General features: G+C 45.2%; 15 protein-coding genes. 4 read left to right on the top strand and 11 right to left on the bottom strand.

The features are described from left to right. Positions 1–97: 97 nt before the first annotated feature. The 10 genes from BR62_RS0113930 to BR62_RS0113885 all read right to left on the bottom strand — a co-directional run bounded on the left by BR62_RS0113930 (position 98) and on the right by BR62_RS0113885 (position 11,905). Positions 98–1,456: a HAMP domain-containing sensor histidine kinase gene (locus BR62_RS0113930; RefSeq protein ID WP_025284598.1), complete on the bottom strand. Its 1,359-nt coding sequence runs from the start codon at positions 1,454–1,456 to the stop codon at positions 98–100. Then, entirely contained in the window at positions 1,453–2,124 is a 672-nt protein-coding gene (locus BR62_RS0113925) for a response regulator transcription factor (protein WP_015417275.1), read from the bottom strand. The genes BR62_RS0113930 and BR62_RS0113925 overlap by 4 nt, the downstream gene beginning before the upstream one ends. Positions 2,125–2,307: 183 nt before the next feature. After that, complete coding sequence (locus BR62_RS0113920; protein WP_032871252.1) at positions 2,308–3,801, bottom strand: UxaA family hydrolase; 1,494 nt, start codon at positions 3,799–3,801, stop codon at positions 2,308–2,310. Then, positions 3,798–5,243 (bottom strand): tagaturonate reductase, encoded by a 1,446-nt coding sequence (locus BR62_RS0113915; protein WP_032871250.1) that lies wholly within the window; start codon positions 5,241–5,243, stop codon positions 3,798–3,800. Before BR62_RS0113915 ends, BR62_RS0113920 begins: the two co-directional genes overlap by 4 nt. A 75-nt stretch (positions 5,244–5,318) precedes the next feature. Continuing rightward, entirely contained in the window at positions 5,319–6,317 is a 999-nt protein-coding gene (locus tag BR62_RS0113910; RefSeq protein WP_032871248.1) for a LacI family DNA-binding transcriptional regulator, read from the bottom strand. 76 nt (positions 6,318–6,393) lie between these two features. Next, positions 6,394–7,779 carry an MFS transporter gene (locus BR62_RS0113905; protein WP_032871247.1) on the bottom strand — a complete coding sequence of 462 codons (1,386 nt, stop codon included), beginning with the start codon at positions 7,777–7,779 and terminating at the stop codon, positions 6,394–6,396. Between the two features lie 24 nt (positions 7,780–7,803). Continuing rightward, positions 7,804–9,201 (bottom strand): glucuronate isomerase, encoded by a 1,398-nt coding sequence (gene uxaC / locus BR62_RS0113900; RefSeq protein ID WP_095352218.1) that lies wholly within the window; start codon positions 9,199–9,201, stop codon positions 7,804–7,806. 185 nt (positions 9,202–9,386) lie between these two features. After that, entirely contained in the window at positions 9,387–10,565 is a 1,179-nt protein-coding gene (locus tag BR62_RS0113895) for an NAD(P)/FAD-dependent oxidoreductase (protein ID WP_012117352.1), read from the bottom strand. A 39-nt stretch (positions 10,566–10,604) separates the two neighbouring features. Then, complete coding sequence (locus BR62_RS0113890) at positions 10,605–11,021, bottom strand: DUF1641 domain-containing protein (RefSeq protein ID WP_003154908.1); 417 nt, start codon at positions 11,019–11,021, stop codon at positions 10,605–10,607. A gap of 386 nt (positions 11,022–11,407) precedes the next feature. Next, positions 11,408–11,905 (bottom strand): cupin domain-containing protein, encoded by a 498-nt coding sequence (locus tag BR62_RS0113885; protein WP_025284592.1) that lies wholly within the window; start codon positions 11,903–11,905, stop codon positions 11,408–11,410. A gap of 129 nt (positions 11,906–12,034) precedes the next feature. Between BR62_RS0113885 and BR62_RS0113880 the strand changes: the two genes are divergently transcribed. The 3 genes from BR62_RS0113880 to BR62_RS0113870 are packed head-to-tail and all read left to right on the top strand — an operon-like array spanning position 12,035 to position 14,545. Next, positions 12,035–13,018 (top strand): DMT family transporter, encoded by a 984-nt coding sequence (locus BR62_RS0113880; protein WP_032871245.1) that lies wholly within the window; start codon positions 12,035–12,037, stop codon positions 13,016–13,018. 26 nt (positions 13,019–13,044) lie between these two features. After that, on the top strand, positions 13,045–13,782 hold the full coding sequence (locus BR62_RS0113875) for an ABC transporter ATP-binding protein (RefSeq protein ID WP_025284590.1): 738 nt from the start codon (positions 13,045–13,047) through the stop codon (positions 13,780–13,782). A gap of 1 nt (position 13,783) precedes the next feature. Beyond that, positions 13,784–14,545, top strand: a complete 762-nt coding sequence (locus tag BR62_RS0113870) for an ABC transporter permease (RefSeq protein ID WP_015239663.1) — start codon at positions 13,784–13,786, stop codon at positions 14,543–14,545. Positions 14,546–14,570: 25 nt separating this feature from the next. On the opposite strand, the gene BR62_RS0113865 is transcribed toward BR62_RS0113870, so the two are convergent. Continuing rightward, a complete protein-coding gene (locus BR62_RS0113865; protein ID WP_032871243.1) occupies positions 14,571–15,389 on the bottom strand; it encodes a uroporphyrinogen-III synthase in 819 nt (272 codons plus the stop codon). Positions 15,390–15,564: 175 nt separating this feature from the next. Here BR62_RS0113865 and BR62_RS0113860 point away from each other — a divergent pair, with 175 nt between their 5' ends. Beyond that, positions 15,565–15,750 carry a DUF8096 family protein gene (locus BR62_RS0113860; protein WP_003154919.1) on the top strand — a complete coding sequence of 62 codons (186 nt, stop codon included), beginning with the start codon at positions 15,565–15,567 and terminating at the stop codon, positions 15,748–15,750.

The following is a 15,750-nucleotide window of genomic DNA, read 5'->3' as shown; positions in this document are numbered from 1 at the left end:
TGTTCTGTTTATAATATAAACTTACGAGGTTAAAAAGAAGATATAATCAAGGTTAATTTGCGTTTAAATTTCTCAACATAAAAAATACGTGAAGCCTCTACGGCTTCACGTATTCACTGCTGTTTGGATAAATTATAAAAATCGTTCCGTTTTGATTGCTCTTTATTTTATGTTCAAGCCCCATTTGTTTAAGCATCATATTAATGATCGATAAGCCAATCCCGGCGCCTTTTCTTTCAGATTTATTATTCATTCCCGGGCCCCTATCCTCAATTATGATTACGGGTTTGTTTTCAATTAGCTTTGTCTGTACGGAAACGTATTTTCCTGAATGAGCATGGCGCAAAACATTTTGAAAAATGTTATCAAGAATTCTCTTCAACCAAGTCTCGTCTATTTCCCATACGATGTTTTCCTTCAGATCAATATCTATTGTAAAGTGCTCTTTCTCAAAAATCGGATACCAAGCTGTTAACGAAGAACGTATTATCTTTAATATGTCACAACTCTTTTTATGAAGCGGCAATTTACCTGCGGCAAGAAGAGAAAATGATGACAAATTGTCAATCAGTTCGCCCATAAACGTTATTTTATCGTTTATGATCCCTAAAGAATGCTTTCCATTTTCACTGCTTATTTCATTCTTTAATGTAAATGTATGCCCTCTTATAACCGTAAGAGGGGTCCTTAAATCATGAGATAAATCAGCAATCAAGTTTTTTCGGATTTCGCCTTCTTCGCGCTCTTTTTGTCTGCTGTTCCTTAGTTCCTCAACCATCTGGTTGAATGAATATTCCACTTGGCCCAGTTCATCCTTCTGTTTAACTGTTACAAATTCCGGTATGCCGTCATTATCTTGTTTTTTCATATGATACCCCAAAGAAATTAACCTTTTTTGTATTTTCGCAAAAAACATCCATGAATTAATCACAAAAAGTGAACAGACAAAAATCAAGGCGATAAACCATATATAGGAATACTTAGCCCTCATAACCTCCCATTGAGATCCTATAATTGAGCGCGGAGTTTCTAAAAATGCATATCCGCTATCTTCACTCCCATTTACATAAGCACTCAGCAATAAATATTTCTTTTCGTTTTGTTCTATCATTTTAATCAATTCGCTAAGGTGAATAACCTCACCCTTTTTGGCCAACCGTTCTGAGTTAGAAAACATCACCTTTCCCTTATCATTTATCCATACAATATCAGAGTGTTTATATTGCTTCATGTGCGGGAAAGCAGACGTAATTTCCCGATTGGATTTCCCTGAAAAATCTTCCACATCAGACTTCCAATCACTTTCCAACTTGTTTGGTTCATAGTGTACTTGCCCTTGGTGATCAATCAAGTATGTTAATGTGACATAGTATAGAAAATTCACGCCTAAAAAGGCTATCGGAAAAAACAAAATTGAGGCAACGATATTAATAAGGTATTTGGTTGATAATTTCATTGTTTGATCCTGTATCCAATCCCTCTGATTGTTTCAAGAATTTCCGGCTCATTTGGATTGATCTCGATTTTTTGCCGTAAATGCCGGATATGTACCATCAACGTCTTATCCCCTTCGATATAAGGCTGTTCCCAAATATTTTCATAAATTTGTTCCTTTGTTAATATTTGATTGGGATGTCTAAGCAAAAGCAAAAAAATCCTTAACTGCTTATCAGTTAAAAATATTTCCTCATGACTTTGATGATTTAAAATTCTTTTTTCTTTCAAGTGAACACTTAAGTGTTTTAGCTTCAATTCATGAATGGCAGTCTTGTCAAATCTTCTTAATAATACTTCGATTCGAGCAGCCAGTTCATCGGGATGAAAGGGCTTTGTCACGTAATCATCCGCAAATCCTAAGCCTTTCAGCTTATCTTCCAGACCCGTTCTGGCTGTTAAAAGCAAGAGCGGGATCTGCGGATGTGTTTTTTTCATCCTTTGACCGATTGTAAATCCGTCTAAACCGGGCATCATTATATCAAGCACGATCAGATCAGCCTTTTCTATATATGTTTCGTAATTATAGGAAGAAGTGAGCCATATAATCATATAGCCCCGATCTTCTAAATCACCTTTTACAAATTGGCCAATTTCTTGGTCATCTTCAATATATAAAATGTTATTCATTAGGACCCCCTCTGAAATATGTGACTGAAAATCAATCTTCCATAATAATTATATATATTATAAAAATCTCCTTTATGTAAGGCACCATTCCATTATTATAACTTATAGATACTCACAATTCATCAAGGGGCAAAACGATAAGTCAACTCGAAAAGGCGGTCTGTTGTCAGATCGCCTTTTCCCTTATAATGTCACACCGGACTTAAAAATTGCAAGCTCCCGAAAATCGTTTTTTTCGTTATTGACGAATTCTCCGCTTGCAACTTTAATAATGTATTGAATAAAATCTCTTACAATGTGATCTTCTGTTGTTTGGTCTTCCGCCAATCTGCCCGCGTTGTAATCAATCCAATGAGGCTTTGATTGAGATAAATCGGTATTTGTTGATACTTTCACAGTCGGGACAAATGTGCCGAACGGCGTGCCTCTTCCGGTTGTAAACAAAACGATGTGACAGCCCGCCGCGGCGAGCGCTGAAGAAGCGATTAAATCATTGCCGGGCGCACTGAGCAGTGTCAATCCCTTTGTTTTCAGTGTTTCACCGTATGTCAGCACATCAGAAACCGGTGCAAGACCGGCTTTTTGGGTGCAGCCGAGCGACTTGTCTTCGAGCGTTGAAATGCCGCCTTCCTTATTCCCTGGTGACGGGTTTTCATAAATCGGCTGCTCATGCTTCATAAAATATTGCTTGAAATCATTGATCAATCGGACTGTTTTATGAAACACTTCTTCACTCGCCGCACGCTGCATGAGAATCGTCTCAGCGCCGAACATCTCAGGCACCTCCGTTAAGACCGTGCTCCCTCCCTGTGCAATCAAGTAATCTGAAAATCTCCCTAATAAAGGGTTTGCGGTGATGCCGGAAAAACCGTCCGACCCGCCGCATTTCAATCCGATGCTCAATTCTGACAGCGGAATCTCCTCACGTTTATCTCCCTTTGCCGCAAGGTGTATCTCTTTAAGAAGCGCAGTACCCGCTTCAATTTCATCTGTGACAGCTTGTGATTCGAGAAATTTCACCCGATCTCCATTCACTTCAGAAAGCGTTTCCTTAATCGCCGCAAGCTCATTATTTTCACAGCCGAGCCCTAAAACCAGCACACCGCCAGCATTTGGATGACGGATGGCGTTCATCAGCATTTGTTTCGTATTCTCATGATCATCGCCAAGCTGGGAGCAGCCGTATTGGTGCTTTAAAACCAGCACATTGTCAAAGGGCGCAATGTCTTTCGCCTCTTTTACGAAGCGCTGCAGGATTTTCTCAGCGACGCCGTTTACGCAGCCGACTGTAGGCACGATCCACAGTTCATTCCGGACGCCGGATGTACCATTTTCTCTTCTGTAGCCTTTAAATGTCCGGTTCTCATTTGTAAAAGGATTGTCCTCGAAGCGCGGTGAATACGTGTATTCTTGCACATCGGATAAATTTGTTTGCAGATTATGGGTATGAATATGCTCGCCGGCCGAAATCCGCCTTGTCGCACGCCCGATTGAAAAACCGTATTTAATGATGCTGCCGTTTTCTTCAATGGTTTGCAGCGCGATTTTATGCCCCCGCTTTACAGGATCCTTCACTTCAATCGTCAGTCCGTCTGTATGCAGCCGCTCCCCTTTGTTAAAATGGCGCATGGCGAGAAGCACGTTATCGTTTTTATGGATTTTTATGACCTCTTTCATTTCACTTCCCCCTTTTTTCCGCAGCATTCATGTAACGCATGCTTCATACCCCGCTTATGAATGACAGACAGAAAAAAAGCCGTTCGTTCAGTCAGCCCCGGAAGATGATTCAGATTCTCCCCCCACAATCGCTCTTCTCCTAATATGGCAGATGCCGCTTGAAACATATCATCTTTGCAACGGGACCGCGCCATTTGAAAACGGTTAAGAACCTCCTCGCCGTCTGCCGGTTTGTTCGGTCCGTTCCAGTATGAATAGATCATGGCGCTGAACGAAAATACCAGCTTCTCAGGTAGCCGGCCCTCCTGTTCGATATAAGCCTTCAGCGTCGGCAGGTTTCTTGTTTTGAATTTCGCGGCGGCGTTAAGGGTAATGCTTTGCAGATAATGGTGGATATAAGGGTTTTTAAACCGCTGTAACACATCTGCCGCGTATTGGATGACACCCTCCATTTGCAGCACAGGGAGGATTTCTTCATTGATCAGCTCTTCAATGAATCTGCCCGTCACCTCGTGCTCAGCCGCTTCCCGGACGGTTTGCAGTCCGTATAGTAAAGCCACTGGCGCCAATGCCGTGTGAGCGCCGTTTAAGATTCTCATCTTTTTTGTCCTGTAAGACGTAAGGTCAGACGTGATCAGTGCGTTCAGCCCGGCCTCAGCAAAAGGAAGCTCATTCTGAAGCTGTTCCGGCCCTTCTATCACCCACAAATAATAATGCTCACCAACCACAAGCAGACGGTCTTCGTATCCGAGAAAATCGGTAAGTTCTTCCGCGGTATCAACAGGAAATCCGGGAACAATCCGATCCACGAGGGTATTGCAGAAGATGTTCGCGTCATGAATCCATTGAGTAAAACCAGGTTCCAGCTCCCACAGCCCGGCATATTGAAGCACGGCTGCCTTCAGTTTCCGTCCGTTTTCTTCGACCAGTTCACATGGAAGCACAATGCACCCTTTCTCGGCGTCACCCGCAAATGCCTTATAGCGGAAATAAAGGAACGCCGCTAATTTCCCGGGGAATGTTTTTTGAGGTCTATCCTCAAGCCGGTCGCCTTTCTCAAACGTGATTCCCGCTTCTGTCGTATTGGAAATGATAAAACGAAGCTCATCTTGTGCTGCCAGCCGTTTAAAGGAATCATAGTCAGAAAAAAGATCAATGCCGCGGCTGATGGATTTGACGATCATGTGTTCTTCAGCCGGTTTTCCGTCCTTTATCCCCTGCAAAAAAAGCGTAAATAAACCGTCCTGCTCGTTTAAACGTTTGATTTTCTCAGAGCCTCTCGGCTGTACGGCGACAACGCTTCCGTTAAAATCCGTCAATTGATTCAATTGATCGATCTGCCAGTCAGCGAAAGCCCGCAAAAAGTTGCCTTCACCGAACTGAAGGACTTTTTCAGGATATTGAATGTATTCGCCGCACATCTTTTTATTCAGCTGCTGCAAGCTGTCCGCCTCCTTCTGTATTTATGCACACGTTAACATTTCTCCGTGTGAAAACCCGGATATTCAGACGGGCCGTTATGTGAGTTTTTTAATGGAATCTCTTATGATCACCTCGGTGTTTTCATATATTTTTTCCGCCGCCGTATCCGGGTCGGCGATTAGCGCCAAAATCTTCTCTGCGCCGAGTATGCTGATGTTTTCAACCGGGCGTTTTACTGTCGAAAGCCTCGGCGTCATGTATTGGGAAATGCCGATGTCATCAAACCCGATAACGGATATATCTTCCGGAACGTTCAGGCCTTTGGCGAAAATGGCGTTCATCGCCCCGATCGCCATATCATCGTTTGAACAAAAAACAGCCGTAGGAGGTGATTGAAGCGCCAAGAGTTTTTCCATCGCCTGACTGCCGCTTTCCATATCATAGCGGCCTTTTACACTGTATTCATGCTTAATCGGGATAGAATGATCAATTAAAGATGTCAAATAGCCTTCTTTCCGCTGAGAAGTTGACCTGAATCCTTCCTTTCCCTCAATGATCGCAATATCTCTGTGTCCGTTTGCGATCAGGCAGTCGACCGCCTGTCTGGAGCCTTCTTTATCGTTTGACAGGATATTCGTGATGCTCCGGTCATCAATGTCCCGGTTCAGCACAACAAGCGGGATGTTTTTCTCGCGGATATAATAAATAAATGAATTATCACTGTCGCTTTGGCTCATTAAAATGATTCCGTCATATCTCATGGGCGTAATGGTTTCAAAGCTTTTCAGGTCGTCAATCGCGCGGACGAACAAATTGTATTCCTCACTGATTGTGCGGTTTACACCTTTGATGGTATCGGAAAAAAAGCTGTGTGAGGTTCCGTTTGTGATGCTTGTAAAAAACAGTCCGATCGTATGGGACTTTTGCATGGCAAGGCTTTTTGCATTTACATTCGGTGTGTAATTCAGCTGTGAAGCGAGCTCTAATATTTTCTGTTTTGTATGCTCTTTAATGTAGGGGCTGCCGTTAAGTGCCCGGGATACGGTTGTGTGGGATACGTTGGCGAGTTTTGCGATATCTTTTATGGTTACCATCGTTTTTCCTTTCTTTCTGTATGCTGGCATTTATTTCTATTGTACCATTAACGGACAGTCCATAAAATCACTAAAGTTAAGGTTTTGCATGATGTAAGTCCTGAACGAGCTCGGCATGCTGCCGGTCCGTCAGTTTATACATTAAACCGATAATCAGCATGGCGCACGCTAAAGCGAAAGCCGGGTACAGCAGCAGAAGCCCTTTAATCCCGATCAGCGTGCCTTTTGTCTGAGATGCATTCGGGATATAGCCAATAACGCTCAGCCCGATGCCTGAAAGAAAACCTGATAAAGATTGGGCGAGTTTTCTGGAGAAGTTGAAAAGCGAATATGTCGTCGCCTCCTTCCGTTCACCCGTCTTCCATTCTCCGTAATCAATAATGTCCGACACGAGCGCCCACGTAATGCCGTTTGGTATGCTGATCCCGATAAAAGCAATGCTCGCTAACGCCGTAAAGATAAATACGTTTGACGGGAGACAGAAATTCAGCGCATCAGCCGCGGCGCTGACGGCAAAACCGATCATCACCGTTTGCTTTTTTCCGAAACGTTTGACGAGTTTCGGCATAAACAAAACACCTAAAAATGAAGAACCGATGATGATAAAACTCATGTAGGACATCAGCTCCGCATTGTTGAGATTGTACTGGGCGAAGTAAACAAGCATAGCGGATTTAATGTTATATGCCGATATTGAGAAAATCGTCATGAAAACGACGGTCAGAAGCGGTTTGTTGCCGATAAAGCATTTGAAAACCGACATGACGGACAGCTTTTCTTTCGGCGCTTCACGGACGATAATTCTTTCTTTGCAGTTTCGGTAGCAGATCATAAATCCCGCGATTCCGATTACGGCCATCATTCCCATGACTGCCGGGTAGCCGATGTGAACGTTATCAAAATGAACAAGAATCGGGATGACGATGACACTTGTAATGAGCAGCGCGCCGAGGGAGCCGATCTGGCGGAATGCGGAAAGCGCCGTTCTGTCCTCCGCATCCTGTGTAATGGCCGCGCCGAGAGAGCCGTACGGAATATTGACGAAAGAATAAGCGACCCCCCACAGCATGTAAGAAGCATAGGCGTACACAAGCTTCCAGGTGACGCTCACGTCCGGTGACACAAAAATCAATACGGTCATGACCGCAAGAATAATACTTCCGAATAATAAGTACGGCCTGAATTTCCCCCGAGGTCCGATCTTTTTTCTGTAGTCAATGGCCGAGCCGACAATCGGATCAGTCACAGCCGCAAACAGCTTGCTGACCAAAAAAATACTGCCGGCGAACGCTGCCGGAATGCCTGCGACATCTGTGAAAAACTTCAGCAAATAGATCTGCCCGAGATCAAACATAAATCCGTTCCCAAAATCTCCAAAACCATAGGATACTTTTTCTTTCAGACTCAGCTTATGCTCCTTCACTTTTGCCGCAGGTGCTGTCACGACAGGCACATTACTCATAGGCCACCTCTTTCATTCCATTTTTTAAAAGCGGAAATATTCCTCAGCATTCCGGTAACAAATCCCCTCGACAATCTTTCCTAAAAGCTCCATATCGTAAGGCGCTTCGCCTTGTTCCGCCCAGCCGCCGATCAGCGTGCAGACAAGCCGCCTGAAGTATTCATGGCGGGGGTAGGACAGGAAACTTCTTGAATCCGTCAGCATCCCGATAAAACGGCTGAACAGGCCTATGTTTGATAACGCTTTCATTTGCTGGAGCATTCCATCTTTCGTGTCATTGAACCACCAGGCTGTGCCGAATTGAATTTTCCCCGGTGTTTTCCCATCCTGAAAGCTGTTGATCATGCTGGCGATAATATAGTTGTCATTCGGATTCAAAGAATACAAAATCGTTTTAGGCAATTGCCGCTTTTTTTCGGCGGAATCTAACAGCCGGGCAAGCGGTTTTGCGATACGTTCATCATTAATTGAGTCATATCCCGTATCAGGACCGAGGCTGCTGAACTTATTTGTATTGGTATTTCTTAACGCGTTAATATGGAACTGCATCGCCCAGTCCAGTTCGGCGTAAAGACCGCAAAGATATTGCAGCGTCCGTGTTTTGAATTTCTTTTCATCTTCAAAAGATACATGCTCTCCGCTTAATCCGGCGGCAAAAATCCGGGCCGCTTCCTCTTCGGTCGTCTCGGCATAAACCATTTGATCTAACGCATGATCCGACACTCTTCCCCCGGCATTGTGAAAAAAGCGGACGCGGGATTCTAACGCATCTAAATACGATTGGTAGGTGGTGACAGCCATTCCGGAAGCGCTCTCCAGCGAACGGACCCAATCGGCAAAACCCGGGCTGCTGATGTCCAGTCCTTTGTCAGGCCGAAATCCGGGCAGCACTTGAACCGGAAAATCACTTTCTTTCAACAGTTGGTGGTATGTCAGCGCATCGGCAGGATCGTCGGTTGTGCAAATGACTTTGACATTTGATTTCAGAATGAGATCCTTTGCGCCAAACCCGTCTCCCTGCAGGAGCTCATTCGTTTTTTTCCAAATTGCCGCGGCCGTTTTTTCATTCAATACGTCATAAATGCCGAACCAGCGCTGCAGCTCTAAATGCGTCCAGCTGTACAGCGGATTGCCTATCGCCATCGGCACCGTTTTTGCCCAGGCGAAAAACTTCTCTTCATCTGAAGCGTTTCCGGTAATGCAGCGCTCTTCAATGCCGTTGGCCCTCATGATCCGCCACTTGTAGTGGTCACCGTAAAGCCATGCCTCCGTAATCGTTGCGAAGGTTTTATTTTCATAGATTTCCTTTGGGCTTAAGTGACAGTGATAATCAATGATCGGCATGTTTTCAGCGTATTCCCTGTACAGCTTTACGGCCGTTGTACTATCCAGTAAAAAATCATCACCCATAAAAGCTTTCACACTTTCATCCTCCCTCTTAAAAATGTTAACGTTAACAAAATGGTTCTTTTTTATTTTAGCTTCCTCTTTCTCACATATCAATCATTTTTATTTTATTTTTCAGAAAATTGTATCCGTTAACATTTTCATACAAAAAAAGACACTGCCGAGAAAGTCCGGCAATGTCTTCTGTGTGATTTTAAGGATTAGTAAGCGAGGCTGAATAATCCTTTGATATGTGTTAAATAACGTACGTTACTTGCTTCTTTCATTAAAGATGCCGGAAGACCTTTCAGCGGAGTAGAGTTCGCTCCGATGATGGCAACCGCGTCTTTACGTCCGAGGCTTGCAAGCGTACCAGAGTTTACAGGCTTGAATGTTTCAAGCGTTTTTCCTTCTAAGTAAGCGAACAGGTTGTAACCGACAAGTTCACCCATCTGCCAAGCGATTTGCGCTGTCGGCGGGTACGGACGGCCGTCCGGCGCAAAGTATACAGCGCTGTCTCCGACAACGAATACATCTTCATGAGAAGTAGATTGTAAGAAATCGTTAACCGTCGCACGGCCGCGGTTCACTTCAAGGCCGGATTCGCCGACTAACGGGTTGCCTTGTACGCCGCCTGTCCATACAAATGTGTTGGCAACGACTTTTGAACCGTCTTTCAGATCAATAACGTTTCCTTCAACATTTGTAACAGGAAGACCTGTTAAGAACTCAACGCCGCGTTTTTCAAGACTTTTTGTCGCGCGTTCGATAAGGTCATCAGGAAGAACAGGAAGAATTTTCGGACCTGCTTCTACTAATTTCAGTTTGATTGCTTTCGGATCTACGCCGTATTTTTTCGTAAGGTTCGGCATGATGTCAGCAAGCTCACCGACAAGCTCAACGCCTGTTAAGCCGCCGCCGCCGATAAGGATTGTTGCATCAGCTTCGTTTTTCGTTTTAGCGTATTCACGCACACGGTCTTCCACGTGTTTGTATACTTTGTTGGCATCAGCCGCAGATTTCAGCACCATGCTGTTTTCTTCGAGTCCAGGAATGCCGAAATAAGCCGTAACAGAACCAAGTCCGACAACAAGCGCGTCATAAGTCAGCTTAGAACCGTCAGAAAGGGCAACTTCTTTCTTATCAACTGAGAAAGAATTGACTTCTGCGATTTTAATGTCGACGTCTTTTCCTTTCAGAAGTTTTTCAAGCGGCATAGCAACAGCCTGTTCAGACACGTTGCCCGCTGCAAGGCGGTGCAGTTCCGTAATGATTTGGTGAGTCGGGTATTTGTTCACAACGGTTACGCGTGCTTCATCTTTACTGTAATGTTTGCGAACGGTTAAAGCAGAAAGAACTCCGCCGTAACCAGCGCCTAAAATGACAATATGTTTTGACATCGTATATCCTCCGTCCTTTATATCAATTTGAATCTGAGATTATTTTTGTTTTTCGTTCATGATTTCAAGATAGCTGTTAGCAAAACGGAACAGCTTTTGAGCTTGAGGATCTTTCAGCATGCGCAGCAGGCCGAAAAGTCCGATCGTTTCATTGCTTGCATCCGCGCGGTCTTTTGCTTCGATCGCAGTAGCCGCCACTTCTTTCGCTGTTTCTTTCACCGGCTCAAGAATTTCTGTAAGCGCACCCACTGTATCGCTCTTCAATACTTCGTCTGTCGCTACAGACTGTGCAAAATCATAAGACTTCGTTAAAATATTTACTAACTCAGTCAGTTTTGGAAGCTGATCCACTAAAACAGTCAGTGATTCTTGAACTTCAGGTTTTAGCAGCTGATCAATAAGATCGCGTTGGCCTTGGCTGACAGATGCATTTGTTTGATCGATTGTTTCTGGCATATCCGATTCTCCTTTACTATAAGCAGTATGCTGATTTTTTTGGAAAGGGTAGCCTTTCCCCCTTCATGCAGAAAAGCATGAAAAAGCAAGATTGTGAATTCATGCACAATCATTTACAAAAATAAATGTTTACTACCCAGTTTTTCACTTTGCCATATCCAGTATTATTTTTATATCAACAAAAACAATTGAATAAGTCAAAATTTCTTTTTCCTCTCTGAAAATAGCAAACATAAAAAACCCCAATTTGATTTACTCTTATATAATAACACTTTTTGAACAAAATTTGAACGTGAATTGTTTCGTTTATGAAATTATTTATATGGCGGGGGTGTAATAACGTTTCTTTTAGGCTATTTTTTTACAGACCATCCGCTTTTCCCCTGTCATTTTTCCCACAATTTTAATAGCGGGCCCGTTTTTCCCGTAAAGGGGTCGCATTCCGGGAGGGGGACACGGCTGATTTCTTCTGAAGTTCTATCATTTTTCTCCGTTTTTGTATCGTACTGCCGGCCGCCCGGATAAGCCCCGATCACGGTAAAATCAAAACTGCCCGACAGTTTTTTATGTCCGGTGCCGGCCGGAATGACCGCTGCGTCCCCCGTTTGAAGAACGGCATCCGCTCCTTGTTCCCCGCCGAACCTCAAAACCGCGTTTCCTTTTACCGCGACAAGAACTTCGTGCGTGGTGCTGTGAAAATGGTGATACGGAAATACTCCGCCCGTCCAGCTGTTCGACCAATCGTGCCGGCTGAGGACGGACTCTGCTTTCTGCACCGTTTCTTCATTAAATACCGCTTTATAAATAACAAGCGGAAGATTCGGGTTATTCGGAATGCGGCCGTCATCTTCAAAATAAAGCACTTGAATATCCTCTTTCTGCATTGTTTTCACCTCCGTATATGTCTGTTTCCCATTCATCATTTGTTAAAACGCTATTTTCTCATATTCCATTGCGAAGCCTGCCGGTGAATAGTATAGTATAAAAAAATATGTGTCAAAATGAGGGATTTAATGAAAGCCATCGTGATCGGAATATTGGCATCTCTGTTTTTTGCAGTCACATTTATTTTAAACAGGGCGATGGAGCTTTCCGGCGGAAGCTGGATGTGGAGCTCTTCCCTGCGTTTTCTTTTTATGGTTCCGTTTTTATTTTTGATCGTTTATGCGAAAGGAAAATGGGCGCCGCTCTGGCATGAAATCCGGAAAAAACCGTTTTTTTGGCTGAAGTGGAGTTTTACCGGGTTCGTGCTTTTTTATGCCCCGATTACGTTTGCGGCGGCATATGGGCCGGGCTGGCTGATCGCCGGCACGTGGCAGATTACAATTGTCGCGGGTGTGCTTCTGTCGCCGTTTTTCTACGAAACAAAACATTCACCGGCGGGCCCGGTTTCCGCCAGACAAAAGATCCCGCTGATTTCGCTGGTTACTTCCGTCATCATCCTGATCGGAGCCGGTCTGATTCAGCTTCAGCATGCGGGTTCTCTGTCCGGCCGCACGATACTATTCAGCGTGGTGCCGGTCGTCATCGCCGCTTTTGCCTATCCGCTCGGCAACCGCAAAATGCTGGAACAATACGGCGGAAAACTCGATACGTTTCAGCGGGTGCTCGGGATGACGCTCGCAAGCCTTCCGTTTTGGCTTTTGATCGCCGCTTTCGGCTGGCATAGAGACGGGCTTCCGTCAATGGGACAGTCATTCCAATCCTTTATCGTCGCACTCAGCTCTGGCGTTATCGCAACAGTATTATTTTTCCGCGCCACCGATATGGTGAGGAATGAGCCGCAGAAGCTCGCTGCTGTTGAAGCGACGCAGTCCGGAGAGGTTCTTTTTGCACTGATCGGCGAAATCGTCTTTTTATCCGCGGCGTTTCCGTCACTTCTTTCATTTGCCGGACTGTTCATTATTATTGCGGGAATGGTCATGCATACATTCGCTTCCCGGCAGACAGACCAGAAAACGGCTGAGCAAACGTCAGCCAATCTCACCGGTTCCTGATTTTTTTACGAAAGGTGTCCTCCTGTATGAAAGAAGAAATTCCAGCAATATCTTTTCTGTCAGCCGGCAAACGCTTTGAACAAAACAATACGTCCTTTGATGTCCTAAGCCGTGTAACCGGACATATTCAAAAAGGTTCTATCACGGCGTTGATAGGCCCTTCCGGCGCGGGAAAAAGCACATTGCTGTCACTGTGCAATCTGATGAATACACCTGATGAAGGGGAAGTGCTTGTATTCGGAAAAGAAATAAGACACTGGGACATCAGAGAGCTCAGAAAAACCGCGGGCCTTGCATTTCAATCAGCTCCCGTCCTCGAGGGAACGGTGCGGGACAACCTTCTGCTCGCAGAAAAACTCCACGGGGCACAGCACTATACGCCTGAAGAGCTCGCAGATTTTACAGACCTTCCGCGCGTGCTTCTGGATCGGAATGCAAAAGAATTATCCGGAGGCCAGCGGCAGAAGCTCTCATTAGCGCGAACCCTCGCCGGACTGCCGTCCATCCTGCTGCTGGATGAAATCACCTCGGCGCTGGACCCGTCATCCGTTCTCATCATTGAGAAACTGATTACGAAACTCCATCGGCAAAAACAGCTGACGGTCCTGTGGATCACCCATAACCTTGAACAAGCGGAACGGTTATCCGATACGGTATGGTTTATGGCTGAGGGTCGGCTTTTAGAGACCGCGGAAACGAAAACGTTCTTTAAGGAACCGAAACACGAAAAGGCCCGGGCGCTTTTACAAGGGAGCGGGTGCTGATATGAATGATCTTTCTCTGTTATTGACAAGTATATTTGTCATTATCGCTTTATTCCTGTCTAAATCTTTTAAAGCCGGCGTCGAAAAGGATATGATCGTCGCAACCGTCAGGGCCGTCATTCAGCTTCTCATCATCGGCTATGTGCTGTCATTGATTTTTCGCGGTGATCACCCGATATTTATCATATTAATGGTGCTTCTCATGCTCACGGCCGCTTCGCACAATGTCTCCAAACGGAAAAAAATGCGGATCGGCTCATTTTGGCGCGTTTTTCTGACACTGGCGATCGCGGAAACCGTGACGCAGGGACTTTTACTGACCCTTCACATCATTCCGTTCACTTCAAGATATGTCATTCCGATAAGCGGCATGGTCATCGGAAACTCCATGGTGCTCTCAAGCCTGTTTTTAAGCAGGCTCAGTTCGGAAGCAGACCTGCGGAAAGAAGAAATCCAGCTGATTCTCTCTCTCGGAGGAACGCCTAAGCAGGCCGTCCGGCAGATATTGACGTCCAGTATGAAGCTCAGTATGATCCCGACGCTTGAAAGCCAGAAAACATTGGGTCTCGTTCAGCTTCCCGGCATGATGACGGGGCAGATTTTAGCGGGGGCTGATCCGATACAGGCGGTGCGCTTTCAGCTGCTGATCGTTTTTACAACGATGGCCTCCGCTCTTCTTACATGTATCATACTCAGCGCCTTGACATATCCTTCCCTTTTCACGGAACACTGGCAATTAAAAAAATTCAGCAGGGAAGCGTAGGCTTTTTTCCCTGCTGAATGATGGTCTATGACAAGGTCAGAGATTCATAGTAACGGGATAATTCAATAATCATCGCTCCCATCCGCTCAATGTCCGGAGCAAGGACCCTCTTTACCCCTTCATCCCGGATCGCTTCAGCCGTCACTTTGCCGACTGCGGCGGCAAGCACTTGTTTTTCGAATGCCTGCTGCAATTCTTTTGTGGATCCTTTTTCTTTTGCATAATCAAAGAGAGAGCGCACTTGAATGGCTGTTGTAAAACATACGGCATCGACCTCTCCGTTTAACAGCTCTCCCAGCAGTTTATCAACCGTCTCCCTTTCAGGCGGAATATGCTGATACGGCAGAACAGGGAATACCTCCGCTCCGTTTTTCTCAAGGAACTCCGTTAAGACCGGCGCTTTTTCGCCATGAAGCTGTATCATGACTTTTTTATCTTTAAAGTCAAATCGTTCCAAGGAGCGGATCAGCCCTCTTGTTGTACCGTCTTCATCTGAGGCATGCGGCGTGATGCCGAGCTTTTTTAAGGCCGCATATGTTTTATAGCCTCTGCAGCCGATTTTCGCTTCATGAACGGCCGCTAAAAATTCTTCTTTCAGACCGATTTTTTCCGATACCGACAATAACGTTTCCGTACCGATGCCTGTGGTGAATATTACCCAGTCGGCTTTTTGCCCGGCAAATGTTCTTACGTCGGGTTCAATTTGATCCTCCGCCAGGTATACGGTTCCTTGGAGGGAACGGACGACCGCCGTTCCGCCCTGCTTTTCTATTAATCTTGTGATCTCTTCTGTTTTCCGCGAACCGCCGATGGCAATCCGTTTCCCGTTCAATCCTTTTCCCATCGCTGTTTTCTTCTTCCCTTCAGATGCCGGGCGCCCTATGGCAGGCCGTCATTTATTTCTATTATTGTTACGCAATCAGCCGGGAAAATCAAGCTATGCTCCCGTTGAATCCCCCGTGCAGTTGCTGTATCATTAACCGGGCAGAACGATTTGATTCGCGGAGGGATTTTCAATCATGGAAACAAAAAAAGAGTTCGAGACAAAAGGATACGATACTTCGGTCATTTATGAGTTCAATGAATATCCTGATGTTCACAGCGGCCGATGTGACAATTGCGACTACACGCTGTTTAAAAGCTCAGTGAAGGGCGGAAAATTTTTGAGGGAATGCCGGAGATGCGGCATGAAGAAAAACATATAA

The organism is Bacillus sp. UNC69MF, assembly GCF_000746035.1.
GTDB lineage: Bacteria > Bacillota > Bacilli > Bacillales > Bacillaceae > Bacillus > Bacillus velezensis.
Note: the sequence above shows the minus strand (reverse complement) of the source record. Positions and strands in the feature narration are given on the sequence as shown.

Bases quoted from the DNA above. Each gene is read 5' to 3' on its own strand.
- BR62_RS0113930 (WP_025284598.1), bottom strand. From the start codon at position 1,456: ATGAAATTATCAACCAAATACCTTATTAATATCGTTGCCTCAATTTTG.
- BR62_RS0113925 (WP_015417275.1), bottom strand. From the start codon at position 2,124: ATGAATAACATTTTATATATTGAAGATGACCAAGAAATTGGCCAATTT.
- BR62_RS0113920 (WP_032871252.1), bottom strand. From the start codon at position 3,801: ATGAAAGAGGTCATAAAAATCCATAAAAACGATAACGTGCTTCTCGCC.
- BR62_RS0113910 (WP_032871248.1), bottom strand. From the start codon at position 6,317: ATGGTAACCATAAAAGATATCGCAAAACTCGCCAACGTATCCCACACA.
- BR62_RS0113905 (WP_032871247.1), bottom strand. From the start codon at position 7,779: ATGAGTAATGTGCCTGTCGTGACAGCACCTGCGGCAAAAGTGAAGGAG.
- BR62_RS0113895 (WP_012117352.1), bottom strand. From the start codon at position 10,565: ATGTCAAAACATATTGTCATTTTAGGCGCTGGTTACGGCGGAGTTCTT.
- BR62_RS0113890 (WP_003154908.1), bottom strand. From the start codon at position 11,021: ATGCCAGAAACAATCGATCAAACAAATGCATCTGTCAGCCAAGGCCAA.
- BR62_RS0113885 (WP_025284592.1), bottom strand. From the start codon at position 11,905: ATGCAGAAAGAGGATATTCAAGTGCTTTATTTTGAAGATGACGGCCGC.
- BR62_RS0113880 (WP_032871245.1), top strand. From the start codon at position 12,035: ATGAAAGCCATCGTGATCGGAATATTGGCATCTCTGTTTTTTGCAGTC.
- BR62_RS0113875 (WP_025284590.1), top strand. From the start codon at position 13,045: ATGAAAGAAGAAATTCCAGCAATATCTTTTCTGTCAGCCGGCAAACGC.
- BR62_RS0113870 (WP_015239663.1), top strand. From the start codon at position 13,784: ATGAATGATCTTTCTCTGTTATTGACAAGTATATTTGTCATTATCGCT.
- BR62_RS0113865 (WP_032871243.1), bottom strand. From the start codon at position 15,389: ATGGGAAAAGGATTGAACGGGAAACGGATTGCCATCGGCGGTTCGCGG.
- BR62_RS0113860 (WP_003154919.1), top strand. From the start codon at position 15,565: ATGGAAACAAAAAAAGAGTTCGAGACAAAAGGATACGATACTTCGGTC.